At 57.6% G+C, this 26,350-nt stretch carries 25 protein-coding genes and 1 tRNA gene; 17 read left to right on the forward strand and 9 right to left on the reverse strand.

Going from position 1 to position 26,350, the window contains the following annotated elements; all coding sequences use genetic code 11:
• The first annotated feature begins 53 nt into the window (after positions 1-53).
• The gene (locus tag REA38_RS19045; protein ID WP_308886441.1) at positions 54-1,271 is read left to right on the forward strand and encodes a type II restriction endonuclease; all 1,218 of its coding nucleotides are present in this window, start codon (positions 54-56) and stop codon (positions 1,269-1,271) included.
• Between the two features lie 53 nt (positions 1,272-1,324).
• Positions 1,325-1,717 (forward strand): type II restriction endonuclease, encoded by a 393-nt coding sequence (locus REA38_RS19050; RefSeq protein WP_169318002.1) that lies wholly within the window; start codon positions 1,325-1,327, stop codon positions 1,715-1,717.
• Positions 1,718-1,914: 197 nt separating this feature from the next.
• Here REA38_RS19050 and REA38_RS19055 read toward each other — a convergent pair whose 3' ends face one another.
• The 4 genes from REA38_RS19055 to REA38_RS19070 all read right to left on the reverse strand — a co-directional run bounded on the left by REA38_RS19055 (position 1,915) and on the right by REA38_RS19070 (position 3,588).
• Positions 1,915-2,295, reverse strand: a complete 381-nt coding sequence (locus tag REA38_RS19055; protein ID WP_308886443.1) for a putative T6SS immunity periplasmic lipoprotein — start codon at positions 2,293-2,295, stop codon at positions 1,915-1,917.
• Positions 2,296-2,389: 94 nt separating this feature from the next.
• On the reverse strand, positions 2,390-2,770 hold the full coding sequence (locus REA38_RS19060) for a putative T6SS immunity periplasmic lipoprotein (protein ID WP_308886444.1): 381 nt from the start codon (positions 2,768-2,770) through the stop codon (positions 2,390-2,392).
• Positions 2,767-3,288 carry a type IV secretion protein Rhs gene (locus REA38_RS19065; RefSeq protein WP_308886445.1) on the reverse strand — a complete coding sequence of 174 codons (522 nt, stop codon included), beginning with the start codon at positions 3,286-3,288 and terminating at the stop codon, positions 2,767-2,769. Before REA38_RS19065 ends, REA38_RS19060 begins: the two co-directional genes overlap by 4 nt.
• A gap of 215 nt (positions 3,289-3,503) precedes the next feature.
• A tRNA-Leu gene (locus tag REA38_RS19070) sits at positions 3,504-3,588 on the reverse strand.
• 82 nt (positions 3,589-3,670) lie between these two features.
• On the opposite strand from REA38_RS19070, the gene REA38_RS19075 reads away from it, so the two are divergent.
• From REA38_RS19075 to REA38_RS19115, 9 genes are all read left to right on the forward strand, one after another.
• Positions 3,671-3,925: a hypothetical protein gene (locus REA38_RS19075; protein WP_308886447.1), complete on the forward strand. Its 255-nt coding sequence runs from the start codon at positions 3,671-3,673 to the stop codon at positions 3,923-3,925.
• A 55-nt stretch (positions 3,926-3,980) separates the two neighbouring features.
• Positions 3,981-4,748 carry a DeoR/GlpR family DNA-binding transcription regulator gene (locus tag REA38_RS19080; RefSeq protein WP_033652797.1) on the forward strand — a complete coding sequence of 256 codons (768 nt, stop codon included), beginning with the start codon at positions 3,981-3,983 and terminating at the stop codon, positions 4,746-4,748.
• A 30-nt stretch (positions 4,749-4,778) separates the two neighbouring features.
• Complete coding sequence (gene denD, locus REA38_RS19085) at positions 4,779-5,744, forward strand: D-erythronate dehydrogenase (protein ID WP_308886448.1); 966 nt, start codon at positions 4,779-4,781, stop codon at positions 5,742-5,744.
• Entirely contained in the window at positions 5,744-7,129 is a 1,386-nt protein-coding gene (locus tag REA38_RS19090) for a GntP family permease (protein ID WP_074027173.1), read from the forward strand. Before denD ends, REA38_RS19090 begins: the two co-directional genes overlap by 1 nt.
• A gap of 191 nt (positions 7,130-7,320) precedes the next feature.
• Complete coding sequence (gene deoC / locus REA38_RS19095; protein WP_374213799.1) at positions 7,321-8,034, forward strand: deoxyribose-phosphate aldolase; 714 nt, start codon at positions 7,321-7,323, stop codon at positions 8,032-8,034.
• A gap of 66 nt (positions 8,035-8,100) precedes the next feature.
• The gene (locus tag REA38_RS19100) at positions 8,101-9,630 is read left to right on the forward strand and encodes an FGGY family carbohydrate kinase (RefSeq protein WP_308886449.1); all 1,530 of its coding nucleotides are present in this window, start codon (positions 8,101-8,103) and stop codon (positions 9,628-9,630) included.
• Entirely contained in the window at positions 9,627-10,958 is a 1,332-nt protein-coding gene (fucP, locus tag REA38_RS19105) for an L-fucose:H+ symporter permease (RefSeq protein ID WP_164134797.1), read from the forward strand. The genes REA38_RS19100 and fucP overlap by 4 nt, the downstream gene beginning before the upstream one ends.
• A 1-nt stretch (position 10,959) precedes the next feature.
• Positions 10,960-11,352, forward strand: coding sequence for a VOC family protein (locus REA38_RS19110; protein WP_308886450.1), 393 nt, complete (start codon positions 10,960-10,962; stop codon positions 11,350-11,352).
• 1,209 nt (positions 11,353-12,561) lie between these two features.
• A complete protein-coding gene (locus REA38_RS19115) occupies positions 12,562-13,254 on the forward strand; it encodes an acyl-homoserine-lactone synthase (protein WP_080289878.1) in 693 nt (230 codons plus the stop codon).
• On the opposite strand, the gene REA38_RS19120 is transcribed toward REA38_RS19115, so the two are convergent.
• The gene (locus REA38_RS19120) at positions 13,255-13,971 is read right to left on the reverse strand and encodes a LuxR family transcriptional regulator (protein WP_033636878.1); all 717 of its coding nucleotides are present in this window, start codon (positions 13,969-13,971) and stop codon (positions 13,255-13,257) included.
• 200 nt (positions 13,972-14,171) lie between these two features.
• On the opposite strand from REA38_RS19120, the gene REA38_RS19125 reads away from it, so the two are divergent.
• A complete protein-coding gene (locus REA38_RS19125; protein ID WP_060423005.1) occupies positions 14,172-14,930 on the forward strand; it encodes a DeoR/GlpR family DNA-binding transcription regulator in 759 nt (252 codons plus the stop codon).
• Positions 14,931-14,994: 64 nt separating this feature from the next.
• On the opposite strand, the gene lptG is transcribed toward REA38_RS19125, so the two are convergent.
• On the reverse strand, positions 14,995-16,065 hold the full coding sequence (gene lptG / locus REA38_RS19130) for an LPS export ABC transporter permease LptG (protein ID WP_033636876.1): 1,071 nt from the start codon (positions 16,063-16,065) through the stop codon (positions 14,995-14,997).
• Positions 16,065-17,159: an LPS export ABC transporter permease LptF gene (gene lptF, locus REA38_RS19135; protein ID WP_033636875.1), complete on the reverse strand. Its 1,095-nt coding sequence runs from the start codon at positions 17,157-17,159 to the stop codon at positions 16,065-16,067. Before lptF ends, lptG begins: the two co-directional genes overlap by 1 nt.
• 282 nt (positions 17,160-17,441) lie before the next feature.
• Between lptF and pepA the strand changes: the two genes are divergently transcribed.
• The 5 genes from pepA (at position 17,442) to REA38_RS19160 (ending at position 24,914) form a co-directional block, all read left to right on the forward strand.
• Positions 17,442-18,953 carry a leucyl aminopeptidase gene (gene pepA, locus REA38_RS19140; protein ID WP_033636874.1) on the forward strand — a complete coding sequence of 504 codons (1,512 nt, stop codon included), beginning with the start codon at positions 17,442-17,444 and terminating at the stop codon, positions 18,951-18,953.
• Positions 18,954-19,037: 84 nt separating this feature from the next.
• Positions 19,038-19,487 carry a DNA polymerase III subunit chi gene (locus REA38_RS19145; protein WP_033631663.1) on the forward strand — a complete coding sequence of 150 codons (450 nt, stop codon included), beginning with the start codon at positions 19,038-19,040 and terminating at the stop codon, positions 19,485-19,487.
• Between the two features lie 12 nt (positions 19,488-19,499).
• Positions 19,500-22,376: a valine--tRNA ligase gene (locus REA38_RS19150; protein ID WP_308886451.1), complete on the forward strand. Its 2,877-nt coding sequence runs from the start codon at positions 19,500-19,502 to the stop codon at positions 22,374-22,376.
• Between the two features lie 200 nt (positions 22,377-22,576).
• Positions 22,577-23,080, forward strand: coding sequence for a GNAT family N-acetyltransferase (locus tag REA38_RS19155; protein WP_041037659.1), 504 nt, complete (start codon positions 22,577-22,579; stop codon positions 23,078-23,080).
• Positions 23,081-23,306: 226 nt separating this feature from the next.
• Positions 23,307-24,914 carry a GMC family oxidoreductase gene (locus REA38_RS19160; protein WP_033636871.1) on the forward strand — a complete coding sequence of 536 codons (1,608 nt, stop codon included), beginning with the start codon at positions 23,307-23,309 and terminating at the stop codon, positions 24,912-24,914.
• A 15-nt stretch (positions 24,915-24,929) separates the two neighbouring features.
• On the opposite strand, the gene miaE is transcribed toward REA38_RS19160, so the two are convergent.
• Entirely contained in the window at positions 24,930-25,694 is a 765-nt protein-coding gene (gene miaE, locus REA38_RS19165; RefSeq protein ID WP_015376459.1) for a tRNA isopentenyl-2-thiomethyl-A-37 hydroxylase MiaE, read from the reverse strand.
• A gap of 180 nt (positions 25,695-25,874) precedes the next feature.
• Positions 25,875-26,300, reverse strand: coding sequence for a ribonuclease E inhibitor RraB (rraB, locus tag REA38_RS19170; RefSeq protein ID WP_025305115.1), 426 nt, complete (start codon positions 26,298-26,300; stop codon positions 25,875-25,877).
• Positions 26,301-26,350 lie beyond the last annotated feature (50 nt).

The raw sequence follows: 26,350 nt of genomic DNA on the forward strand, positions 1-26,350 counted from the left end.
AAAATGGATAATAGTCCCATGATAATTATTCATGTATCGATGAGAGGCGTTAAGTGTCGAACTTTCAAAATTGGCTAAATGAAAAGTCATCAAACGATTGGTATATTCATATAAAACGGCTTTCTGCAAACGATACAGGTGCTACGGGCGGCCATCAATCAGGTGTTTACATACCGAAGAACGCAGCAAATTTTTTGTTCCCTTCAATTAACAGAATCGATGAAGAGAATCCCTCTGTAGAACTTATCGCTAAAACACTTTCCCATAATGTCATCGATACTCAGGTTAGAGCTGTCTATTATAACAGCAAACCGAGAGCTCTTAACCCCAAGGGCAGGAATGAAACACGAATTACCTGCTGGGGTGGTAAAAAAAGTCCACTTCAAAACCAGAAAAATACAGGTGCATTAGCTATATTCTGCTTCTCTGCATCCGATAATCTAAAAGACTGTGATCTTGTCGAAGTATGGGTATGCAGCTCCATTGATGAAGAAGACTTAGTTGAAACAATTATTGGAGAAGTACTTCCTGGAACCGCATTATCAGGATTATCGACACAACTTCTCGGCGGTTTCGCTATCGATGATACAAACTGGAAATCTCGGAATTATGAAATACCCGAGCACTGGAAAGTCACATTCCCTAGTGGAAGCGAGATCATTGAATACTTACCAAAAATATTTAAATTTAAGGGTGAAACCCCTGACAAACTTCTGTTAGAGAGAAGAGAAAAAGAATACGATCTTTTCCGCCAGGTCGAAGAGCTTCATGTTCTTGACAAAGTTAAAGAGGGATTTGATTCTGTTGAAGAGTTCATTGAGCTCGCAAACTCAGTAAGCAATCGCCGTAAATCTCGCTCAGGAAAATCTCTTGAAATGCATCTCGAGAAAATTTTCATCGCCAACGGTCTGGTAAAATTCACAACGCAGAGTGTTACAGAAGGAAAGAAGAAACCTGATTTTCTTTTCCCTTCAGGAGCAGACTACCACAACCCAGCTTACCCTGCGGAAAAATTAAGGATGCTTGCGGTTAAAACAACATGCAAAGATCGCTGGAGACAAGCCCTTAGTGAAGCTGACCGCATCGATAAAATACACTTATTCACTCTGCAGGAAGGTGTTTCAATCAATCAGTTTCAAGAAATGAAAAATGCTGGGGTTACATTAGTGGTACCGAAACCATTACACGGAAAATATCCAAAAGGAATAAGAAATGAATTAATTTCATTACACGAATTCATTGAGGATACGAAAAAAGAGAGTGGGGAGTGATGTTATCTAAAACTCTCGTAACCAGAACCATAAATCAGATAAAAGGTGATACGATGGCGAAAGAAACGATTCATTTTCGGGCTTCATGTATAAAAACGCTTTCAGCAGTAGAGGCAAGACCAGAAAGATCAAACCAACATGAATTTAATGGTGTAAAAGAGCTAAAGTCTCTATTTGGCTTAGCTGGTTTTAGCAAGGATGCTGTATTTTCAATCCGAGGCGAGGGTGTGAGCTGCATAGCTAATATAACATGGTATGATGCCAGAGAAGCACATCCAACACGCTCAGAACATCGTCTGTACTTCAATGACAATGTTGTTATGCAAATGGCAAAGGAAGGCGATAACATAATTGTAGGCTTTGACTCCACTGATAACATTCACATAATATTGATAAAGAGTGGACTATCAGAAAATGAAAGTATAAAAGGATGGAGAGTTGTTTGACATAGAAACCACATGAATCACTTCACTCTATTTAAAGTGCTCATCGTAACGATGAGCCATATTTACAACTAACAACTCGCAGTATCGCACGAAAAAAAATAATATCTTCAATTTATTGGTTATCAGTGAGTTAACTCTGTAAGGATGTTATTACTAACGATAGAATAATTCATTTCGACAGTTTACATTTTTACCAGCTAATCCGCCTTTACCATAACTCTTCCATTTATATTCCACACGATAAAACTGGTTCGATATGAATTCAGCGGTGTTCTTACCAATACGGTGTATCCTTCACCAGCGATAAAACTAAACTCACGGATACCTGGAACACACTTGTTGCCCTCCAACGTTATCGGGCTGTAAGCATATGATTTTTCGTATACGTAGGTATCGCCCCCTTGCTTCCAGATGGCAATATTCAGTATGGATTCTTTTTTTACGATATCGCTCTCATTAAAAAAGACGCAGACTTTACCGTCTACAATCTTACTTTGTGCTTGATAGAGATTAAACCTGTCACCCGTTGGGCAACCCGAGATAAAAAGAGGAAGAAGAAGGAATAAATATTTTCTCATAATGGTTTACCTGCATTTTTCATAGTATTTACAGAGTTGTTAGAAATAAAATTCATTATCAGGATGATGCATTATTCTGCTATAATATTAAAACCTAATACGGCTCCAACATAACCTCTTCACCTCGCTTCCACACAATAAACCTGGCCTCATAAGGATGCAAAGGCGTACTGACAATAACACTGTATCCTTCACCGGGGATAAAATCATACTCATCGACTCCAGGAACACACTTCCCAGCTTCCAATGCAATAGGCGTGTTTGCATATGATTTTTCATAGACATAATTATCATTCCCATACTTCCATATGGCTATCTTCAGAATGGACTCTTCTCTTTCCATGTCATTCTTATCGACAAAAACGCAGATCTTGCTACCTACAGTCGTTGCTTTTGCCGGGCGTAAATTGACTTTATCCCCCATAGGGCAACCAGAGATAAAAAGAGGAATAAAGAGTAAGAGGAGTTTTTTCATAGTGGCAGCCCTGCGCTTCTGATTATGGGTTGAAATTTTGACAATGTACTTCTGTCTACTATCCCTGAGTAATTCCTGCCATATAAACCGATAAAATCGCTAACACCAAACTTCTTGAGATAGAAATAGTCTGCAATTATCGATGCTTGCTGTTCCATACTATACTCACGCAACAGCAACCGATCGAGCCGATATTGATAGCTCACCGCCCAACTGAGAAGCCCACGGGTACGCACCCACATGCCTCTTTGATGCTGCCAGACATGTGCCATCTCGTGGATAAACAGGTGTTGTGCCAAATGATGCACCGTAAAATCAGGTCGGTATAAAGCCCTACGAAAGTACAATTCCCCATTCGGGCTCATCGCCGTGTACTGATTCTGCAACCCAAACGGCAGGTAGCTGTCGCAGTGGGCTAAGACGGTCTGATAGAAAATGGTGCTGCCAAACACCGAGCGTGCCAGATTGACTTCGCCCGGAGTTAACGCTCGTATAATCCCTTCCTGTTGTTGCCCCATCCTGGAACTCCTTGACCCGAAAGAGCTCAATGAAACGCCACTTTAGCCTTTAAGGTCAATCAGATAGGACTTAGGAAAGTATCAGGAAGATCCGGTTTTTACGGGAATGGGGAATGCGTCAACCTAAAGTGAAAATGGGCGGGGTAGTTACAGAGAGCAGATTACAGACACAAAAAAACCACCTCTCGGTGGCTTCTTGTTCGCGCGGTACTTAATGGTGCCGAAGGCCGGACTCGAACCGGCACGTATCTCTACGGTTGATTTTGAATCAACTGCGTCTACCGATTTCGCCACTTCGGCACTGAAGTAGTATGCGGAAAACGGGTGCATTATACCTTCCCGCGATCGTCACGCAACACTTATCCGTTGTTCAATGAGTTAAGTGTCGAAAAAAGCGCCGCAGCGCACGTTTGCCGGCCCTTCCTCGCCGCTTTACCGCCCCGCCCGCTTCACAAACCTTGTGGCGCGTCACATTAATTATCACAACATGGTGTTGCACGACAAAACGCCGATAAAACCCAATAATAAACAATTAATCATAAAGTTAAATAAAGAAATCGCCCCAATCCCCACGCCGGCATTTGTGATAACTGTCGCTTACTTGTTAATCGCGATGGTTGAAGATGTTCCTTCATAACAAAAAATAACAGCTTCGCGGCGCCCCTGCCGCCGCCGGGGCCACAGGAGCGAACATGATCCCGTCTGAACGCCGCGATTACATCTATCGCTATGTGCATGAATATCAGCTGGCAAGCATCAGCGCGCTGTCGGAGCTGATGAGCGTCTCCCACATGACGGTGCGGCGCGATATCCGCGTGCTGGAAGAGCAAGGCAAGGTGGTCAGCGTCAGCGGCGGCGTGCGCCTGAGCGAGGCGCTGCGCCAGGAGCTGGCCTATTGCGAGAAGGCGCAGCTGCACCATCGCCACAAACGCGAGATCGGCAAATACGCCGCCAGCTTGGTGGAAGACGGCCAGGTGGTCTATCTGGACGCCGGCACCACCACCTTCGAGATCGCCCGCAGCCTGGCGGAGCGTTTCAATCTGACGGTAGTCACCAACGATTTTTCCATCATCCAGCACCTGATGAATCGCCCGCAGCTCAGCCTGTTCCACACCGGCGGCCAGGTGGATCAGCGCAACTACTCCTGCGTCGGCAACAGCGCCGCCATGCTGCTGCGCAGCCTGAATATCGACGTGGCCTTCATCAGCACCAGCTCGTGGGATCTGGAACACGGCCTCTCCACCCCGCACGAGGAGAAGGTGCTGGTCAAGCAGGCGCTGCTGGAGGTCGCCCGCCGCCGGGTGCTGGTCTCCGACAGCAGCAAGTACGGCAAATACGGCATGTTCCGCGTCTGCCCGCTGGAGGCGCTGAGCGACATCATCTGCGACGCCGCGCTGCCGCCGGAGGCGCAGCAGCTGCTGCGCGAGCGCGGTCTGCAACTGCACAACGTCCAACTCTGATAACAACAACGCTAGGGAAAGGAGCAACATATGAACATCGTCATCACCGGCGGCGCCGGTTTTCTCGGCCAGCGGCTGGCGAAAGCGCTGCTGCACGGCAGTTGCCCGCTGGCCTTCGACACGCTGATCCTGGCGGACATCACGCCGCCGCCCGCCCCGCTGCCGGATGCGCGCCTGCAGTGTCTGGCGCTCGATCTGTCGCAGCCCGGCGCGGCGGAGCGGCTGATCGACGCCGACTGCGGCGTGCTGTTCCACCTGGCGGCCATCGTCAGCAGCCATGCGGAGAGCGATTTCGATCTCGGCATGCAGGTCAATTTCGATGCCACCCGCCAACTGCTGGAAGCGGCGCGCCGCCGGGCGCCGGGCATGAAATTTATCTTCACCAGTTCGCTGGCGGTGTTCGGTGGCGAGCTGCCGCCGGTGATCGACGATCGCTGCGCGGTCACCCCGCAATCCTCCTACGGCGCGCAGAAGGCGATGTGCGAGCTGCTGATCAACGACTATGCGCGCAAAGGCTTCGTCGATGGCCGCGTGCTGCGCCTGCCCACCATCAGCGTGCGGCCGGGCAAGCCGAACAAGGCGGCCTCGTCGTTTGCCAGCGGCATCATCCGCGAGCCGCTGCACAGCGAGCAGGCGGTGTGCCCAGTAGACGCCGAGCTGGCGCTGTGGCTCTCTAGCCCGGCCGCGGTAGTGAGCAACTTCATCCACGCCGCCACGCTGCCCGCTTCCGCGTTCGGCGCGCTGCGCACGCTCAACCTGCCCGGCATCAGCGTGCGCGTGCGGGAGATGCTCGAAGCGCTGCGCGCGGTGGCCGGTGACGCCGTCGCCGCGCGGGTGCGATTCGAGCCGGACGCCGCCATCAACCGCATCGTCGCCGGCTGGCCGGGCGAGTTCGACACCCGGCGGGCGCAGCAGTTGGGCTTCACCGCCGATGAAAGCTTCGAGCAGGCTATCCGCGCCTTTATCCGCGACGACATGCCGCAAGGCGGGGGCTGATCATGGCGATGTATACCCCAATCATCGGGCTGGCGGTGGCGGTGTTCGCGCTGATTTTCCTGGTGCTGCGCACCCGCGTGCATGCGCTGATCGCCATGCTGATCGCCGCCTCCATCGCCGGCATTACCGGCGGCATGGGTGCCACGCAAACCGTCGACGCCATCACCAAGGGCTTCGGCTCCACGCTCGGCAGCATCGGCATCGTCATCGGGCTGGGGGTGATGATGGGCCGGGTGCTGGAGGTCTCCGGCGCCGCCGAGCAGATCGCTTACAGCTTTATCAAGTGGCTGGGCAAAAGGCGCGAGGAGTGGGCGCTGGCCATCACCGGCTATATCGTCAGCATCCCGATTTTCGTCGATTCGGCGTTCGTCATCCTTTATCCGCTGGTCAAGGCGCTGGCGAAAAAGGGCAAGCGCAACCTGCTGACGCTTGGCGTCGCGCTGGCGGGCGGGCTGATCCTCACCCACCACGCGGTGCCGCCGACGCCGGGGCCGCTGGGCGTAGCGGGCATCTTCGGCGTGGATATCGGCGCCATGATGCTGGCCGGGCTGGTGCTGGCCATTCCCTGCGTGATCGGCATCGTGCTGTATGCGCGCTGGCTGGGCGCGCGCTACCCGGACTTTATGCCGCAGGAAGAGGAAGCGCCGCAGGATCTGCGCGCCGCGCATCAGCAGTATCTGGCGGAGAAAGAGGGCAAGGCGCTGCCGAGCCTGATGTTGTCGCTGCTGCCGATCCTGACGCCGATCGGGCTGATCTTCGTCAACGCGGTCAACAATATGCTGGCCAAGCGCGAGGGCATGGGCTGGCTGGCGGAGAGCCTGTGGGGCCAAAGCTTCGCGTTTCTCGGCTCGCCGATGATCGCGCTGGCGATCAGCGTGCTGCTGGCGGTGTACACCCTGATGCCGCACGCCAACAAGCACGACACGCTGGAGCGGCTGGAGGAAGGCCTGCAGACCGCCGGCATCATCCTGCTGGTTACCGGCGCCGGCGGCGCGTTGGGGGCGGTGCTGCGCGAGAGCGGCGCCGGCACGCAGCTGGCGGAACAGGTCGCCGGGCTGCCGATCTCGCCGGTGCTGATCCCGTTCGTCATCGCCACGCTGGTGCGGGTGATACAGGGATCCGGCACGGTGGCGATGATCACCGCTGCCTCTATCTCGGCGCCGATCGTCAGCCTGCTGCCCGGCGTCAATATGCTGGCGGCGGCGCAGGCGGCCACCCTGGGCGCGCTGTTCTTCAGCTACTTCAACGACAGCATGTTCTGGGTGGTCAACCGCATGATGGGCATCAAGGACGTGCGCCAGCAGATGATGGTGTGGTCGGTGCCCACCACTATCGCCTGGGCTATCAGCCTGTGCGGCGTGGTGTTGCTGGACTGGCTGCTGTAACGCTTCCCCCCAACGTCAACCCCTAGGGCGCGATCTGTTAGATCGCGCCCTTTTTTTCTTCTCCCTTTCACGCCCCTCACCAAAAACCGCAAATCCGATCACAATTTCACCAAATGCTGATTTTAAAGCCATATGAAAGAGAATAAGGTGAGTAAATAAAATCAAATGAAAACAAAATAAGGATAAACGCAATGAATGAAACAACCAGACGCATGGCCAGGTTGATCGATCTAAGCGCGGTGCAGGCCACCAATACCGAGGAAGACGTGCGCCACTGCGCCGCGTTGGCCAGCCGCTATCGCATCATTTCGGTACACGTGCTGCCGTGCTGGACGCGTTTCCTCAGCACCCTGCTGCCGGAGCGCGGCCAGGCGGACGTGATGATTGGCGGGCCGGTCGGCTTTCCCGGCGGCGGGCAGACCACCGATCTCAAGGTGCAGGAAGTGCGCCAGCTGATCGCCGAGGGCGCGCGCGAGGTCGATATAGTGGTGAACATCGGTAAGGTGCTGTCGGGGGACTACGACTACGTGCGCGAAGATCTGCGCCGGGTAGTCGAGGCCGCCGCGCCGGTGCCGGCCAAAGTCATTCTGGAGACGCACTATCTGAACGAGCAGCAGATCCGTCGGGTGTGCGATATCGCCGTCGAAGTCGGCATGGCATGGGTGAAAACCTCCACCGGCTGGGCACCGACCGGTGCCACGGTAGAGAAAGTGGCGATCATCGCCGATCAGTTGCGCGGCCGCATCCAGATCAAAGGGGCAGGCGGCATTCGCGATCTGGACGCGGTGCGCGCGTTGTATCGGCTGGGCGTACGTCGCTTTGGCATGAGCGCGGCGGCCACCCAGCGTGTGCTGGAGCAGCTTGAACAGGATCCAGGCCTGTTCCCGGAACTGAACGATAACTAAATCCTGCGCGATCCCAGCGCACGCTTCTGCGGGTGGCCCGCGCCATCCGCCACGGGAGTGATAACAATGAAAGATTTACTTCTTACCCTTGATATCGGCACCGGCAGCACCCGCGCCGGGCTGGTCACCAACACCGGGGAAATCCTTGGCTTCGCGCAGCGCGAGTACGAGCAGATCACGCCGCAGGCCGGTTGGTCGGAACAATCGCCTTCGCTGTGGTGGCAGTGCGTTTGCCAGTGTACGCAGGAGCTGTGTGTGCGCTACGCCGAATACTGGCCGCGTATCGCCGCCGTCGGCGCCTGCGGGCAGATGCATGGCACGGTCTTGCTCGATGCCGACGGCGAGCTGGTCGTCGATCGCGCTATGCTGTGGAACGACAAACGCGCGCAGCCGCAGGTGGCGCGCTTTAGCCACCAACAGCCGCCGCAGCCCTGGCTTGAACTGTTGAACAATCCCCCCACCGCCGCCTGGCCGGCGTTCAAGCTGGCCTGGCTGCGCGAGCATCATCCATCGCAGTGGGAGCGCATAGCCACGGTGTTGATGCCAAAGGATTACGTCAATTTCCGGCTCTGCGGCGTACGCGCCACCGACTACAGCGAAGCCTCCTGCTATTACCTGATGGACAGCGCCACGCTGCAGTGGTCGCCAGAGGCGCTGCGGCAGTTCGGGCTGCGCGCCGATCAGCTGCCCGCCATCCATCTCTCCAGCGAGGTGATTGGCCACATTACGCCCGCAGCGGCACGCGTGACCGGTCTGCCGCCGGGGGTGCCAGTGGTGGCGGGCACGGCGGATATGGCCGCTACCCTGCTCGGCTCCGGCGTCTATCAGGCCGGCATTGCCTCCGACAGCACCGGCACCTCCACGCTGCTCACCGTGGTCTCGGAACACCCGCTGCTCTCCGCCGGCGTCAACAACCTGCACCTGGCCAACTCGGCCTGGGGCGGTTTTACCCTGCTCGATGCCGGTGGCGACGCCATGCGCTGGGCGCGTTCGGCGCTGAGCGCCGGCCAACTCAGCCATCAACAGATGCTCGATATGGCGGCCGAGGTGCCGCCGGGCGCCGAAGGGCTGCTGTTCCTGCCCTACCTGACCGGCGAGCGGCTGGCGGAACGCACCAACTCGCGCGCGCAGTTCTTCGGCCTGCAGCGCAAGCATAGGCAGCCGCATCTCTACCGCGCGGTACTGGAAGGCGTAGCGCTGGCCTCCCTGCGTAATCTGCAGCAGCTCAGGCGCCACGCACAGGAGCCGGAGGCAATGATCGCCTCCGGTGGTGGCGCACGCAGCCCGCTGTGGCTGCAGATCAAAGCCTCGGTCTATAACCTGCCGCTGCTGCAGACGCGCAATCAGGAGAACGGCACCACCGGCTGCGCGATCGTCGCCGGGGTCGGCGTCGGGCTGTTCAGCAGTTTCGCCCAGGGGGTGAGCCGCACCGTCAGCATCGAGCGCGAATTTACTCCCGATCCGCACCAGCACGAACACTACCTGCGCTGCTTCGAGCTGTTCGAACAGCTCTACCGCCAGGCGCAGCCCCTCTACGAACAGCTTGACGTTATTAGCTCGTTCTCTTTTTCTCCGGATGAAGGAACACCGCAATGAGCGACTCTCTGATTAACAAGGGTGACATCACGCAGCACGCCGCGGCCGAAAGTATCGACCGCAGCGCCTATCTGCCCGCCACGCCCTGGCTACAGCTGATGCTGGTCTGCTGCCTGTTCGCCCTGTGGGGCATGGCCGGCAACCTGAACGATATTCTGATCGCCCAGTTCAAGAAGGGGTTCGATCTGTCGGATACCCAGACCGCGCTGGTGCAGTCGATCTTCTTCCTCGGTTACTTCGTAATGGCGCTGCCCGCCGCAGCGGTGATCAAACGCTACTCGTACAAGGTGGCGATCGTGATCGGCCTGTGCCTGTACGCACTCGGCTGTTTCCTGTTTATTCCTGCGGCGCAGATCATGACCTACGGCGCTTTCCTGGCCTGCCTGGGGGTGATCGCCACCGGGCTGTCGTTCCTCGAAACCTCCGCCAATACTTACTCCAGCCTGCTGGGGCCGCTTGAAACCTCCACCCAGCGCATCAACTTCTCGCAGATCTTCAACTCGCTGGGGATCATTTTTGGCGTCTTGATCGGCCAGCAGTTGGTGTTCGGCAAAAACGATCCCAGCCACGCCGAGCTGCTGCAAATGCCACCGGCGGCGGCCGAAGCGGCACGCACCCAGATGGTGTCGCAGGTGGTCACGCCTTATCTGATCATCGGCAGCGTGCTGATCGTGTTGGCACTGATCTTCGTGGCGGTGAAATTCCCCGCCTGCAAAACCCAACGCTCGCACCAGGGAGCGGGCAAGCCGCTGATGCAATCGCTGAAGATCCTGCTGGCGCTGCCGCGCTTTCGATTGGGGGTGCTGTCCCAGTTCCTGTATGTCGGCGCGCAGGTAGGGCTGTGGAGTTTCACCATTCGTTTTGTGCAAATGATTGAACAGGGCGCAACCGAGCATTCGGCCACCTACTGGCTGCTGGCCACGCTGGTCTGTTACTCGGCCGGCAAGGTGGTCACCACCGCGCTGATGAAAAAGTTCAGCCCGGCGCGGTTGCTCGGCGTGTTCTGTTCGGTATGCGTGCTGCTGTTGCTGCTGGCCGTCAACATCCAAAGCCTGCTGGCGGTGGTGGCGATCATGGGCGTTAACTTTTGCATGGCGCTGTGCTGGCCAACCAACTTTGGCCTGACAATCAAAGGGCTGGGCGAAGAAACGCAGGTGGCCGGTTCGATCGTGGTGATGTCGATCATCGGCGGCGCGGTGGTGCCGTTACTCATGGGCATCATCTCCGATCTCAACGGCGGCGATATGCAGATCGCCTTTGCAGTACCGCTGGTCTGTTTCGCCTACGTCGCCTTCTATGGCTTCTACTGCGCGCGCAAGGGGATTTGATATGGCACACCGGATTAACGGGTTGATGCACGTCGGTTTGCGCTGCGCGAATATCGAACAAGCCGCCGGCTTCTATCGTTCACTCGGTTTCGAACCCCGACAAACGTTGGCGCTCGGCGGCCCCGTCGCCGTACAGTTTTTGCAGTTGGGTGAGCTAACGCTGGAGTTATACCAGTTACCTGACGAAGGGCTGACTCGCACCCCTAGCGCCTATGGTATCGACCATATCGCTTTGCGGGTCATCGATCTGGCGGCCACGCAGCGTTGGCTGGCGGAGCTGGGGTATCCGGTGATTGAAGGGCCGACGCTGCAGCCCAGCGGTACCAATGGCGTGCGTTATCTGATGATCGCCGGGCCGGACGGCGAGCGGGTGGAATTCAGCCAGCCGCTGTAATGTTTCTTCCCACATAGCACAAGGCCCGATGGCTGTGATAAGCCATCGGGCCTCATTCGATTTTTTGTCAGCACACGAGCCTTTACCGCCATAGCCATGCGCCTTATCGGCCATCGCCCACATTCCCTCAAGCACCCTACCAGGCTGCGCCAAATAATCCCCAACCGCAATGGCAACACTGCAAATAATTGCATATCCATGTGTCAGCCAATAAAGAATAAGTTTACTTAACATTGCAGGAACAATATTTTTTCATTTATGGTAGTCATGACTGGAATAAGCCAATGGGAACGGGGTTGTCAGGGGATAGATGTTATTTCTTTAGATGGGATTTTATCTGGAACCAACAGAAAATAGCGTGCATACGTAACAAAACAGCAACCCAAAGCTAAAAACCAGCAGAGAACACTTGCCTCTGCTGAGTTGATAGCTTTAAGATGGTGTAAGAAAATTTTCCCTGGTGTTGGCCGATCTTGGCAGCCTGACCCTACGAGGTCAGGTTTTTTTTATGTTTTTTTCGTCGAAAATTGACTAGAAAAGTGTATCGCCTTAGGGAGTTAGAAGCTAGTTAGACTAAAGTATAGTACCCAACTAGACCTTCATCAGTTCAGTTGGGTTATTATTTCACATAGCAGAAATCAGGTGCCAGCACTATTTTTCGCTCTGTATCTCAGCAGCCACGGCGTTCTACCATGGCCACCATACACCGCTCATTTTACTCAGCAACCCAACATACCCGCAGAGCCGTCGAGAAATAGCACCGGTCCTGTCATTAAAATAATGTGATCTCTATCAGATATTTTTAATATCGCATTTTACCACTGCATGAAGACAGGTCCGAGGACGTACTGTAGAAATCACACCAGCCGCTCTTTTCACTCCTATTCCTCTGCCGGACGGCAAATCCATGCCCTATCGACACCCCCCAGTAACAAATAGTAAGAATTAATTTATTAAAATAATAAAATCCACCTAAATTATAACGTCAATAATTAATATTTCACCATGGCAGATACGGCTCGGCAGTCATTGATAGTCAATCCTCTCCAGCCTTTAATCGGCCAAGCCGTTCAATCTCGTCGACCTGCTTTGTTCACCGTTCAATTGCCCTGAAGCTGCCTCGCAGCACGGCATAATAAGGTTAGCGCCGATCGCTTAAAAAGCCTTATCATTCTCATGCACCGGCATGCTCGTAGTGAAACTTCTCTGATGTTACTGGATAAAGTTATTTCTCTTAATTTATTCAAAGGTAACATTATGTTTAATATTTACAGCACCAACTACGCATCAATGAGCACCGAAAAATCAGCAGATCTTTATGTTTTAAGGAAAAACGTCTTTAAAGACAGGCTGCAATGGGCCGTGAACTGTTCAGACGGCAAGGAGCTGGATGAGTTTGATAATGATAAGACAAACTATATATTTGGCGTAAAGGACAACATGATAATTTGTGGTACGAGGATGATTGATATGAAACACAAGAATATGCTGAACAGCGCATTTTCCTCTTTCTTTCATGACGTCGTCATTCCAGAGGGGAATTTCATCGAGTCCACACGATTTTTCGTCGATAAGGAAAGGACCCAGTCTCTGTTGGGCCGCCGGTTCCCTGTGACCCTGGCGCTGTTCTTGTCGCTGATCAACTATGCGCGGCAACACGGTTATGACGGCATATTGGCAGTCTCCAGCCACCCGATGTTGCATATCATCAAAAGCTCCGGCTGGAACGTCACGCAGTTGAAGACAGGCATGTCGGAAAAGAACGAGCCCGTTCATTTGCTGTTGGGCCACGTTGACCGTCAGAGCCAGGAGGCATTAAAAAACAGAATATTCAAAAAGTTGAATACGCAAGACGAGCACATGCTAAACGCCTGGCCGTTGAGCGACGAACCTGCGTTCTAATCACCCCACCGGTTTAATCAGCTGAAGTTCCATCCCTAAACGGATAGCATGCCGGGCATTCGCCACCCCCAGTTTTTTGACAATGTTCCCCATATGAAACTTGATGGTGCAGGTTTTGATCCCCAGGATCATGCCCATCTCCTGGTAGGTTTTCCCCACGCTGGCCCAATAGAGGATCTCGTTTTCTCTCTCTGTAAAACGGGCGTTTTTTTCCTGGCGCGCGGTGTTTTTTTCCGACAGTGAAGTCAGCGTTAAATACATCTCATGGGTCGATGCCAGCAGCAACGAAATATCGCCTTTATGCTGATTCAGCATCTGCATGGTTTCCGCCTTGCGCTCGGCAGCGAGGGTAAAGGAAAGGGTCACCAGATTATTATTAAAGTCATGCAACACGAAGGTATAGCCATCGGCTACGCCGAATTCGCGTGCTTGCTCGAACAACTCAGAAAAACGGAAGCCGGCGCCAGCCATGAGATTCTCATCCCAGGCGAAAGGTGTCAGGCGATTGAGCGCCGTAATGACCACCGGATCGGTATATTGCAGCCCTTGCTCTTTATATTGCTTTACCCATTCACCGGGGTAATTGGTGACGCCAAAGATACATGACATATCTTTCTTGGATAACACCACGTAGGCCCAGATAAGCTCGCCGAAATCGCCTAATGCTGCTTCCAGATGCTTGCTGATAATGTGACTGATATTTTCTTCATATTCCATTAACTGCCTGCCCCGCTACCCAATACACCGCAGGGTAGACTATACCAAAAAGGATCGGTGCGCCGTAACCTTCGCATCTCGCGCGGATAATGCCCGCTGGAATATTGCCAGCGGCGGCCGGCAAGCGCTTTGCCTGCCGCCGATGCGCGGGGTATATTAGCCGCACGTCCATTGTGCCTGTCAGGAGTGAATGAGTGAGCATGTTCGCAGAAGAGCGCCAGGAAAAACTCCTCGCCATTCTCAAGGAGAAGCGCAAGCTCTCCGTGGGGGAAATGAGCTCGCGCTTTAACGTCTCCGGCGCCACCATCCGCACCGATCTGCGCATTCTGGAAGACGCCGGCATGCTGACGCGCACCCACGGCGGCGCCATTCTGCGCACCCGCGCCAGCTTCGAGGTCGGTTCCGATCAGCGTGAAGAGGTGAACCTCAGCGCCAAGGAGCAAATCGGTCAATTGGCCGCCGGCCTGGTGGAAGACGGCGACATCATCGTATTGGACACCGGCACCACCACCCTGCAGATCGCCCGCCATCTGCGCCAGCGCCACAACCTGACCGTGGTCACCAACGATTTCATGATCGCCAAGAGTCTGGAAGACGTCGAATCTATCCAGATCATCCTGCTGGGCGGCATCGTCAAAAAGGGTTATCACTGCGCGGTCGCCATCAACGGCCGTTCGCTGCTGGATACGCTGAACATCGACAAGGCGTTTATGGGCGCCAACGCGCTATCGCTGAAACAGGGCGCCTGCGTGGCCGACATCATGCTGGCCGAAACCAAGCGCGCGATGGTGGAACATGCCAATCAGGTGATCGTGGTGTGCGATCACTCCAAGCTGAGCAACACCTCGCTGGCGCAGTTCGCCTCCCCTGCCCAGATCGACACCCTGGTGCTGGATCGCCTGCCGGAAGACGCGCAGGCCTATCAGGATGCTGGCATCGCGCTGCTGAGCGTCAGCTAACCCCCCCCCCAACAAAAAAGGCGCGGCCCCGCGGCCACGCCTTTCTTCACTACCGATCGCCCCGCTACTTGCGTTTGAGCAGCATATACACGCTGATCAGCAGGAACAGCATACTCGGCAGCAGCGCGCCCAGCACCGGCGGCATGCTGTACACCAGGCTCAGCGGGCCGAAGATCTGATCCAGCACGTAGAACAGGAAGCCGAAGCTGATGCCGGTCACCACGCGGATGCCCATCGGCACGCTGCGCAGCGGGCCGAAGATGAACGACAGCGCCATCAGCATCATCACCGCCACCGACAGCGGCGAGAAGATTTTGCTCCACATGTTGAGCTGGTAACGGCTGGCCTCCTGGCCGCTCTGCTTCAGGTACTTCACGTAGTTGTGCAGCCCGCTGATGGAGAGCGAATCCGGATCCAGCGCCACCACGCCCAGCTTGTCCGGGGTCAGGTTGGTTTTCCATTCGCCGGTCAGCGTCTGGGTGCCGGTCACCTGTTTCGGGTCGGTCAGATCCGAGGTATCCACCTGCGAAAGCTGCCACACCCCGTTCTCGAAGCTGGCGGTGGCGGCATAGCGCACCGTCTCCAGGCGACGCTGATCGTTGAAGTGGTAGATGTTCACGCCGGAGAGTTCTTTATCGCCGGAGACGCGTTCGATGTAGATGAAGTCGTTGCCATCTTTCGCCCACAGCCCGCTCTTGGTGGAGAGCAGCGAGCCGCCGTACATCTGCTGGGCGCGGTAGTTGCGCGCCATCTGCTCGCCCTGCGGCGCCACCCACTCGCCGATCGCCATGGTCAGCAGCACCAGCGGAATGGCGGTTTTCATCACCGAGCCGGCGATCTGCAGGCGGGTAAAGCCGGAAGCCTGCATGACGACCAGTTCGCTGCGCGTCGCCAGTTGGCCCAGGCCGAGCAGCGCGCCGAGCAGCGCCGCCATCGGGAAGAAGATCTCGATGTCTTTCGGCACGCTCAGCAGGGTGTACATGCCGGCGCTCAACGCGGTGTATTCGCCCTGGCCGACCTTGCGCAGCTGATCGACGAACTTGATGATGCCGGACAGCGACACCAGCATGAACAGCGTCATGATGATGGTGTTGAAAATCGTTTTACCGATATACCGGTCTAATACGCCAAACATCAGGCCGCTCCTCTCAGGCGTGCGCGCAGCTTGCGCATCGGCACGGTATCCCACAGGTTCAGCGCCAGCGCGATCGCGAAGTAAACGCCGTTAACCAGCCACAGCCACAGCATCGGATCCAGCTTGCCCTTGCCGGCGTTGGAGCGCAGCGAGGTCTGCAGCAGGAAGAAGATCAGATACAGCAGGATGGCCGGCAGCATGCTCAGCACGCGGCCCTGGCGTGGGTTCACCACGCTGAGCGGCACCACCAGCAGCGCCATCAGCGCCACCGACACCACCAGCGTCAGGCGCCAGTGGAACTCGGCGCGCGCATCCGGATCGTCGGACTCCCACAGCGTCTGCATCGACATCTGTTCGGATTCGGTGTTGTCCGCCGCCACGGTGCGGTGGCCAATCACCGCCTTGTAGTCGTTGAAGTCGGTAATGCGGAAGTCGCGCAGCAGCGCGGTGCCTTCAAAGCGGGTGCCCTTGTCGAGCGTCACCACCTGCGAGCCGTCTTTCTGCTGCACGATGTTGCCGTGCTCGGCCACCACCACCGACGGGCGTTGGTTACCGTTCGGCCGCAGCTGCGCCAGGAACACGTCGTTGAAAGTGCTGCCCTTCACGTTGCCGATAAACAGCACCGCGTTGCCGTCCTGCGAGGGTTTGAACTGCCCTTCCGCCAGCCCGGCGATGCTCGGGTTGGCCTTGGCTTCGTTCACCACCACGTCCTGATAGCGCGAAGCCCAGGGGCCGGCCCAAAACACGTTCACCGCCGCGATCGCAGAGGTGAACAGCGCCAGGATCATGGCGGCGATAATCAGGGTGCGTTTGCCCAGCCCGCAGGCGTGCATAACGGTGATTTCGCTCTCGGTATACAACCGCCCAAGCGTCATCAGCAAGCCGAGAAACAGGCTCAACGGCAGGATGAGCTGCGCCATTTTCGGCACGCCCAGCGCCAGCAGGGAGAGGACTAAGTTTGTCGGGATATTGCCGTCCACCGCATCGCCCAACACCCTGACCAGGTTCTGACAAAAGAAGATCAGAAGCAGGATGAACAGGATGGCGATTTGGCTCTTGAGCGTTTCCCGTACCAGATATCTTATGATGATCACGCTTATTACGCCTGTGAAAACTTGTCTTTTTGCAGGAAAATCGATAATTTCATCGCTAATCCGCCATTTATTCTCATCATATGGCAACCTTCACAGCTAAAATAGTATTACAACATCAAGCCGTTTGGGTGTCCTATAGGAACTTGCTTATAGTCGCCAAAACAGAGCAATTTACGCCGTTCAGGTTAACATAATCCGTTAACTCAAATGGCGGGAGATCGTTACGGAGTCGGTTATTCTAGCCGTAGCGTCCGCCTTTGTCTTTAAGATTCAGGAGAGTGCATGGAGTTCAGTGTAAAAAGCGGTAGCCCGGAAAAACAGCGCAGTGCCTGTATTGTAGTCGGCGTTTTCGAACCGCGCCGCCTGTCCCCTATCGCAGAACAACTCGACAAAATCAGTGATGGTTATATCAGCGCATTGCTGCGCCGTGGCGAACTGGAAGGCAAGGTCGGGCAGACGCTGCTACTGCACCATGTGCCCAACATTCTCTCCGAGCGCATCCTGCTGATCGGCTGCGGCAAAGAGCGCGAGCTCGATGAGCGCCAATACAAGCAGGTGATCCAGAAAACCATCAATACCCTCAACGACACCGGCTCGATGGAAGCGGTCTGCTTCCTGACCGAGCTGCATGTAAAAGGCCGCAATACCTATTGGAAAGTGCGTCAGGCGGTGGAAACCGCCAAAGAGACGCTCTACACCTTCGATCAGCTGAAAAGCAACAAGGTGGAGCCGCGTCGACCGCTGCGCAAAATGGTGTTCAACGTGCCGACCCGCCGTGAGCTCACCAGCGGCGAGCGCGCTATCCAGCACGGCCTGGCGGTGGCTTCCGGCATCAAGGCGGCCAAAGATCTCGGCAACATGCCGCCGAACATCTGTAACGCCGGCTACCTGGCCTCGCAGGCCCGCCAGCTGGCGGACGCCTTCAGCACCCACATCACCACCCGCGTCATCGGCGAACAGCAGATGAAAGAGCTGGGCATGAACGCCTATCTGGCAGTCGGCGCCGGTTCGCAAAACGAGTCGTTGATGTCGGTGATGGAATATAAGGGCAACCCAAATCCGGACGCTAAGCCGATCGTGCTGGTAGGCAAAGGGCTGACCTTCGACTCCGGCGGCATCTCGATCAAACCGGCCGACGGCATGGACGAGATGAAATACGACATGTGCGGCGCGGCGACCGTGTACGGCGTGATGCGCGTGGTGGCGGAGCTGAACCTGCCGCTGAACGTGATCGGCGTGCTGGCCGGCTGTGAAAACATGCCGGGCGGTCGGGCTTACCGTCCGGGCGACGTGCTGACCACCATGTCCGGCCAGACCGTCGAGGTGCTGAACACCGACGCCGAAGGCCGCCTGGTGCTGTGCGACACCCTGACCTACGTCGAGCGCTTCGAGCCGGAGCTGGTGATCGACATCGCCACCCTGACCGGCGCCTGCGTGATCGCCTTGGGCCACCACATCACCGGCCTGATGTCGAACCACAACCCGCTGGCGCACGAGCTGCTGGGCGCTTCCGAGCAGGCCGGCGACCGCGCCTGGCGCCTGCCGATGGCCGACGAGTACTACGAGCAGCTGGACTCCAACTTCGCCGACATGGCGAACATCGGTGGCCGCCCTGGCGGCGCCATCACCGCCGCCTGCTTCCTGTCGCGCTTCACCCGCAAGTACACCTGGGCGCATCTGGATATCGCCGGCACCGCCTGGCGCTCCGGTAAAGCCAAGGGCGCGACCGGCCGCCCGGTGGCGCTGCTGTCTCAGTTCTTGCTCAACCGTGCAGGCCTGAACGGCGACGATTAAATCTGAGCGGTAATTCAGGTATAATCCCAAGGGGCACAGCATGCTGTGCCCCTACATTTTTTTATCGGCAGCGGTGGATCCTTAATGAAACAGGCGACGTTTTATTTGCTCGACAACGCGGAACCGTCTGGTGCGCTCAGCGCCCATGAGGCCGTGGCCTGCGCCGTTGCCGCCAACGGCTTCCGTTCCGGCAAACGGGTGCTGATCGCCTGCGAGAGCCAGGAGCAGGCCCAGCGGCTGGACGAAGCGCTGTGGCAGCGCGAGCCGCATGAATTCGTGCCGCACAACCTGGCCGGCGAAGGGCCGCACTACGGCGCGCCGGTGGAACTGTGCTGGCCCGGCAAGCGCGGCAACGCCCCGCGCGATCTGCTGATCGCCCTGCTGCCGCAGTTTGCCGATTTTGCTACCGCTTTCCATGAAGTGGTAGACTTCGTTCCTTACGAAGACACTCTGAAACAGTTGGCGCGCGACCGTTACAAGGCCTATCGCAGCGTCGGCTTCCATTTGACCACGGCTACGCCGCCAACTCACTGAATACAATAAAGAATGGAAAAGACAAACAGTCAGCTCGACACCGCATACGACCCAAAACAGATCGAACAGAAGCTGTACGATCACTGGGAGAATCAGGGTTACTTCAAGCCGAACGGCGACACCAGCCAGGAAAGCTTCTGCATCATGATCCCGCCGCCGAACGTCACCGGCAGCCTGCACATGGGCCACGCGTTCCAGCAGACCATCATGGACACCATGATTCGCTATCAGCGCATGCAGGGTAAAAACACCCTGTGGCAGGCGGGCACCGACCACGCCGGCATCGCCACCCAGATGGTGGTGGAGCGCAAGATCGCCGCGGAAGAAGGCAAAACCCGCCACGACTACGGCCGTGACGCGTTTATCGACAAAATCTGGCAGTGGAAGGCGGAGTCCGGCGGCACCATCACCCGCCAGATGCGCCGTCTGGGTAACTCCGTGGACTGGGAGCGCGAGCGCTTCACCATGGACGAAGGCCTGTCGAACGCGGTGCGCGAAGTGTTTGTCCGTCTGCACAAAGAAGACCTGATCTACCGCGGCAAGCGCCTGGTGAACTGGGATCCGAAGCTGCGCACCGCCATCTCCGATCTGGAAGTGGAAAACCGCGAATCCAAAGGTTCCATGTGGCACCTGCGCTACCCGCTGGCCGACGGCGCGAAAACCGCTGAGGGCAAAGACTACCTGGTGGTCGCCACCACCCGTCCGGAAACCGTGCTGGGCGATACCGGCGTGGCGGTCAACCCGGAAGATCCGCGCTATAAAGACCTGATCGGCAAAGAGATCATTCTGCCGCTGGTCGGCCGCCGCATCCGCATCGTCGGCGACGAACACGCCGATATGGAAAAAGGCACCGGCTGCGTGAAGATCACCCCGGCGCACGATTTCAACGACTACGAAGTCGGCAAACGCCACGGCCTGCCGATGATCAACATTCTGACCTTCGACGGCGACATCCGCCAGGAAGCGGAAGTGTTCAACACCCTGGGCGAAGTCTGCACCGACTATTGCAACGAGATCCCGGCCGAGTTCCGCGGCCTGGAGCGCTTCGCGGCGCGTAAAGCGGTGGTTGCCGCCTTCGATAATCTGGACCTGCTGGACGAGATCAAACCGCACGACCTGACGGTGCCTTACGGCGACCGCGGCGGCGTGGTGATCGAGCCGATGCTGACCGACCAATGGTACGTGCGCACCGCGCCGCTGGCCAAAGTGGCGGTGGAAGCGGTCGAACAGGGCGAAATCCAGTTCGTGCCGAAGCAGTACGAAAACATGTACTTCAGCTGGATGCGCGACATTCAGGACTGGTGCATCTCGCGTCAACTGTGGTGGGGCCACCGTATCCCGGCCTGGTACGACGTGAACGGCAAAGTCTACGTGGGCCGCAGCGAAGAAGAAGTGCGCAGCGAGAACAACCTGGGCGCCGACGTGGTGCTGACCCAGGACGAAGACGTGCTGGACACCTGGTTCTCGTCCGGCCTGTGGACCTTCTCTACCCTGGGCTGGCCGGAGCAGACCGAGGCGCTGAAAACCTTCCACCCGACCAGCGTGATGGTCAGCGGCTTCGACATCATCTTCTTCTGGATCGCGCGCATGATCATGCTGACCATGCACTTCATCAAGGATGAAAACGGCAAGCCGCAGGTGCCGTTCAAGACCGTCTACATGACCGGTCTTATCCGCGACGACGAAGGCCAGAAGATGTCCAAGTCGAAAGGCAACGTGATCGACCCGCTGGACATGGTCGACGGCATCTCGCTGGAAGATCTGCTGGAAAAACGCACCGGCAACATGATGCAGCCGCAGCTGGCGGAGAAAATCCGCAAGCGCACCGAGAAGCAGTTCCCGAACGGCATCGAGCCGCACGGCACCGACGCCCTGCGCTTCACCCTGGCGGCGCTGGCCTCGACCGGCCGCGACATCAACTGGGACATGAAGCGCCTGGAAGGTTACCGCAACTTCTGTAACAAGCTGTGGAACGCCAGCCGCTTCGTGCTGATGAACACCGAAGCGCACGACTGCGGCTTCAACGGCGGCGAGAAAGTGCTGTCACTGGCGGATCGCTGGATCCTGGCCGAATTCAACCGCACGGTGAAAGCCTACCGCGAAGCGCTGGATACCTACCGCTTCGATCTGGCGGCCAACATCCTGTACGAATTCACCTGGAACCAGTTCTGCGACTGGTATCTGGAGCTGACCAAGCCGGTGGTGAGCAACGGCAGCGAAGCGGAACAGCGCGGCACCCGCCACACGCTGATCACCGTGCTGGAAGCGCTGCTGCGCCTGGCGCACCCGATCATTCCGTTTATCACCGAAACCATCTGGCAGCGCGTGAAGCCGCTGACCGGCACGACCGCAGACACCATCATGCTGCAGCCGTTCCCGGCCTACGACGCCGCGCTGGAAGACGAGCAGGCGCTGAACGATCTGGAGTGGATCAAGCAAACCATCATCGCCGTGCGCAACATCCGCGCCGAGATGAACATTGCGCCAAGCAAAGCGCTCGACGTGCTGCTGCGCAACTGCAGCGCCGACGCCCAGCGCCGCGTGCAGGAGAACCAAAGCTTTATCGCCCGTCTGGCGCGCCTGGAATCCATCGCGCTGCTGCCGGCCGGTGAGAAAGGCCCGGTCTCCGTCACCAAGCTGGTGGACGGCGCCGAGCTGCTGATCCCGATGGCCGGTTTCATCGACAAGGACGCCGAGATCGCGCGTCTGGCGAAAGAGATGGGCAAACTGGATGCGGAAATCGCCGCGATCGAAGGCAAGCTGGCGAACGAAGGCTTCGTGGCGCGCGCGCCGGAAGCGGTGGTCGCCAAAGAACGCGATCGTCTGGCGGCCTGCAAAGAAGGCAAAGTGAAGCTGCAGGAACAGCAGGCGACCATCGCCGCACTGTAATCCACCGGCTCACGCCAACGCCTGAAAAACAGCGGGGTCTTCCCCGCTGTTTTTTTATCGCCGTTGCATCCGGGCCGGGTTAGGTGTTATTACAAGATATTACTGCTGCAGGGACGCCGCCGGGAAATAACTCCCGGCGCGTTTCGTGCTGCGATAAAAACGAAAAACGAACGTGGTCTCTTTCAATGGCGAGTGTAAACATGACAACAGCAACCCCGGCGCGCCTGCTGGTGCGCCCCATCACGGCGGACGACAATGCCGCCATTGCTCACGTCATTCGCGAAGTCTCCGCCGAGCACGGCCTGACGGCGGATAAAGGCTATACCGTCTCCGATCCCAATCTGGACGCCCTGTATCAGCTCTACAGCCTGCCGCGCAGCGCTTACTGGGTGATCGAGGTAGACGGCCAGGTCGCCGGCGGCGGCGGCATCGCGCCGCTGCAGGGCGGCGCAGACGATATATGCGAATTGCAGAAGATGTATTTCCTGCCGGTGTTGCGCGGCAAGGGATTGGCGAAACGCCTGGCGCTGCAGGCGCTGGATTTCGCCCGCCGGCACGGCTTCCGCTGTTGTTACCTCGAGACCACCGCCAGCCTGACGCAGGCCGTTGCGCTGTACGAACATCTGGGCTTCGAACACATCGACCACGCGATGGGCGCTACCGGCCACGTCGATTGCGAAGTCACCATGCTGAAAACGCTGTAATCGCCCCCGCCTGCACATCATGGCGCAGCTTGCTGCGCCTTTTTTATTAATATCGCAATCAATCAGTAAAACTCGCTATAACGCCGTATTTCAAGCAGATAAACTGACGTTAAAAACCATGATGTAAATTTAATGTGAAGTTCGTTAATAAATTAACGATCGCAAATTGACCGCTTTTTCCCCCGCGCTACTCTGCCAGTATCCCAATCGCGCACGGAGAGCTGTCATGTCGGAAAATACCTTTGATTACATCATTGTCGGCGCCGGTTCCGCCGGCTGCGTGCTGGCGGCGCAGCTGATCCGCCGCACCCAGGCACGGGTGCTGTTGCTGGAAGCCGGCGGCGACGACAATAATCTGTTCATCAAGATGCCGGCCGGCGTGGCCAAGATCATCGCCAAAAAGAGCTGGCCCTACGAGACGGAACCGGAACCGCACGCCAACAACCGCCGCATGCAGATCGCGCAGGGCAAGGTGCTGGGCGGCAGCAGTTCGGTCAACGGCATGATCTACCTGCGCGGCCAGCCGCAGGACTACGACGACTGGGCCGAGCGCTATGGCTGCACCGGCTGGAGCTACCGGGAGGTGCTGCCCTATTTCAAACGCGCCGAGGCCAACGAAAGCCTGTCGGACGACTACCACGGCGCCGACGGGCTGCTGCCGGTCAGCGAAAACCGCTACCGCCACCCGCTCAGCATGGCGTTTATCCGCGCCGGCCAGGAGCTGAACCTGCCCTACCGCAACGACTTCAACGGCGACAGCCAGCACGGCGTCGGTTTCTACCAAACCACCACCCACAACGGCGAACGCGCCAGCACCGCCCGCACCTACCTGAAGGCGGTGCGCGACGAACGGCGGCTGGTGGTGAAACTGAACGCGCTGGCGCACCGGCTGACCTTCGAGGGCAACGTCGCCACCGGCGTGGTCTACAGCCAGAACGGCGGCGCGGAAGTGACCGCGCGCGCCACCAAAGAGGTGATCGTCAGCGCCGGCGCGGTCGGTTCGCCGAAGCTGCTGATGCTGTCCGGCATCGGCCCGCGCGACCACCTGCAGCAGCTGGGCATCGAGGTGCGGGCGGATCTGCCGGTGGGCAAAAACTTCCACGACCATCTGCACATGTCGATCAACGTCAGCACCCGCGAGCCGATCAGCCTGTTCGGCGCCGATCGCGGCCTGCAGGCGCTGAGCCACGGCGCGCAGTGGCTGGCGTTTCGCAGCGGCGTGCTCTCGTCCAACGTGCTGGAAGGCGCCGCCTTCACCGACAGCCAGGGCGACGGCCGGCCGGACGTGCAGATCCACTTCCTGCCGCTGCTGGACAGCTGGGACGACGTGCCCGGCGAGCCGCTGCCGAACATTCACGGCTTCACGCTCAAGGTCGGCTACCTGCAGCCGAAGGCACGCGGCGAAGTGCTGCTGCGCAGCAGCAACCCGCACGATCCGGTCAAGCTGCACGCCAACTACCTCGGCCACCCGGACGATCTGGCCGGCAGCGTGCGCGCGGTGAAGTTCGGCCTGGGCTTCCTGCAAACCGCGGCGCTGAAGCCGCTGATCAAAGATCTGCTGATGCCGCAGCCGGAGTGGACGCGCGACGAAGCGCAGCTGGAAGAGTTCGTGCGCAACTTCTGCAAGACGGTGTATCACCCGGTGGGCAGTTGCCGCATGGGGCCGTCGCCGCAGGACGCGGTGACCGATCCGCAGCTGCGGGTGCACGGATTTGAGCAGCTGCGGGTGATCGACTGCTCGGTGATGCCGCAGCTCACCAGCGGCAACACCAATGCGCCGACCATCATGCTGGCGGAAAAGGCGGTGGATCTGTTGCTGGGCGCGCCGCAGTAAGGGCGCGCCTCAACGTCAGGCGGCGGCGGGCACGCCGCTGTGGAAACGCAGCTCGCTGTCCGGCGACAGGATCAGTTCAGCTTCGAGGCGGCCGAAATGCGCCACCCGTTCGCTGATGTCGCCGCCGGCGATCTGTTCCGCCAGCGTCAGGTAGTCCTGATAATGGCGCGCTTCGGAGCGCAGCAGCGAGACGTAAAAGCGGTTCAGCTCGTCGTCCAGGTGCGGCGCCAGTTTGGCAAAGCGTTCGCAGGATCGCGCTTCGATGTAGGCGCCGCAGATCAGTTTGTCGATCAGCGTCGCCGGATCGTGAGTGCGGATCTCGCGGATCATCCCCTTGGCGTAGCGGCTGGCGGTGATCTTGCGATACGGGATCCCGCGCGCCTGCATGATCTCCAGCACCTGCGAGAAGTGATGCAGCTCTTCCTTGATCAACAGCACCATGCGATCCGCCAGATCCTGGCCGTAGGCCGAGCCGTTTTTCGGCAGGATCTTGCGGGTGAACTGGCCCTGGCGAAACAGCGTGTCCGGCGCGCCCTGCGCTTCGTGCAGAAACGCCTCGTAAGGGCGCAGCAGCGCCAACAGCGCGTCGCCGCTCTCTTTGTCCGCCACATAGCGGCGGATCAGCCACATGCCGGTCTGCGCGGCTTTCAGTTCGCACACCAGGTGGTCGGTCAGCAACAGCTGCAGGTTTTCCGGACGGCGCGCGGCGTCGATCCAGGCGTCAGGAGTTTCACAGTGCAGGAAGCTTAAAATCGGGGCTAACAGGGATTGGTATGTCATCGGCTTAATTGCCCTATGTATTTCAAGTTGCAGCTAGGCGGCCAGCTCACTCATCCCCAGGAGCTTACTTAGGTAAGTGACTGGGGTGAGGGAGTGCAGCCAACAACGCTGCAGCTTGAAAGACGACGGGGATATCAGGGGCCGGCGAAAGCCAGCCCACAGGTATTGATCGGAAAGGGATTAGTGGCGTTTACCGTCGTCGTCTTCGTCGATGTAGTCGCCGTCTTCGTCATCCTCACCGTCTTCACCGTTCGGATCTTCGAAGTAGGTGCCCCAGCCGTCGTAGTTGACGCCGCAGCGTTCCGCCAGCGCCACCAGCTGCTCGACCTGAGCGTCGATCAGTTCGGCGTTCAGGCCGACTTCGCTGATCACGTCGCAGCACATCACCATCGAACCGTCTTCCACTTCCAGCTCTTCGGCGTCGGTCACTTCGTAGCCCAGCTTGAAGGCTTCAACGGCGGCCTGCTCCAGAACCTCAAATTTCTCGGCGGACAGATGGTGCTCGATGGTGTAGAGCGCGTCCGGATCGCTGCCGTCTTCCAGCAGTTCTTCGATGATCAGGCGGGTCTCTTCACGTTGTTCTTCCAGCAATTCGCGGTTTGCCATGCCTATATCCTCAAGTCAAATGGCCTTCATTCCTTCTATTTTCACACACC

Origin of the sequence: Serratia sp. MF1(2023), from assembly GCF_030954545.1 — a bacterium.
In the GTDB taxonomy this organism is placed as follows: domain Bacteria; phylum Pseudomonadota; class Gammaproteobacteria; order Enterobacterales; family Enterobacteriaceae; genus Serratia; species Serratia sarumanii.

Bases quoted from the DNA above. Each gene is read 5' to 3' on its own strand.
- REA38_RS19050 (WP_169318002.1), top strand. From the start codon at position 1,325: ATGGCGAAAGAAACGATTCATTTTCGGGCTTCATGTATAAAAACGCTT.
- REA38_RS19055 (WP_308886443.1), bottom strand. From the start codon at position 2,295: ATGAGAAAATATTTATTCCTTCTTCTTCCTCTTTTTATCTCGGGTTGC.
- REA38_RS19060 (WP_308886444.1), bottom strand. From the start codon at position 2,770: ATGAAAAAACTCCTCTTACTCTTTATTCCTCTTTTTATCTCTGGTTGC.
- REA38_RS19065 (WP_308886445.1), bottom strand. From the start codon at position 3,288: ATGGGGCAACAACAGGAAGGGATTATACGAGCGTTAACTCCGGGCGAA.
- REA38_RS19080 (WP_033652797.1), top strand. From the start codon at position 3,981: ATGATCCCGTCTGAACGCCGCGATTACATCTATCGCTATGTGCATGAA.
- denD (WP_308886448.1), top strand. From the start codon at position 4,779: ATGAACATCGTCATCACCGGCGGCGCCGGTTTTCTCGGCCAGCGGCTG.
- deoC (WP_374213799.1), top strand. From the start codon at position 7,321: ATGAATGAAACAACCAGACGCATGGCCAGGTTGATCGATCTAAGCGCG.
- REA38_RS19100 (WP_308886449.1), top strand. From the start codon at position 8,101: ATGAAAGATTTACTTCTTACCCTTGATATCGGCACCGGCAGCACCCGC.
- fucP (WP_164134797.1), top strand. From the start codon at position 9,627: ATGAGCGACTCTCTGATTAACAAGGGTGACATCACGCAGCACGCCGCG.
- REA38_RS19110 (WP_308886450.1), top strand. From the start codon at position 10,960: ATGGCACACCGGATTAACGGGTTGATGCACGTCGGTTTGCGCTGCGCG.
- REA38_RS19115 (WP_080289878.1), top strand. From the start codon at position 12,562: ATGTTACTGGATAAAGTTATTTCTCTTAATTTATTCAAAGGTAACATT.
- REA38_RS19120 (WP_033636878.1), bottom strand. From the start codon at position 13,971: ATGGAATATGAAGAAAATATCAGTCACATTATCAGCAAGCATCTGGAA.
- REA38_RS19125 (WP_060423005.1), top strand. From the start codon at position 14,172: ATGTTCGCAGAAGAGCGCCAGGAAAAACTCCTCGCCATTCTCAAGGAG.
- lptG (WP_033636876.1), bottom strand. From the start codon at position 16,065: ATGTTTGGCGTATTAGACCGGTATATCGGTAAAACGATTTTCAACACC.
- pepA (WP_033636874.1), top strand. From the start codon at position 17,442: ATGGAGTTCAGTGTAAAAAGCGGTAGCCCGGAAAAACAGCGCAGTGCC.
- REA38_RS19145 (WP_033631663.1), top strand. From the start codon at position 19,038: ATGAAACAGGCGACGTTTTATTTGCTCGACAACGCGGAACCGTCTGGT.
- REA38_RS19150 (WP_308886451.1), top strand. From the start codon at position 19,500: ATGGAAAAGACAAACAGTCAGCTCGACACCGCATACGACCCAAAACAG.
- REA38_RS19155 (WP_041037659.1), top strand. From the start codon at position 22,577: ATGACAACAGCAACCCCGGCGCGCCTGCTGGTGCGCCCCATCACGGCG.
- REA38_RS19160 (WP_033636871.1), top strand. From the start codon at position 23,307: ATGTCGGAAAATACCTTTGATTACATCATTGTCGGCGCCGGTTCCGCC.
- miaE (WP_015376459.1), bottom strand. From the start codon at position 25,694: ATGACATACCAATCCCTGTTAGCCCCGATTTTAAGCTTCCTGCACTGT.
- rraB (WP_025305115.1), bottom strand. From the start codon at position 26,300: ATGGCAAACCGCGAATTGCTGGAAGAACAACGTGAAGAGACCCGCCTG.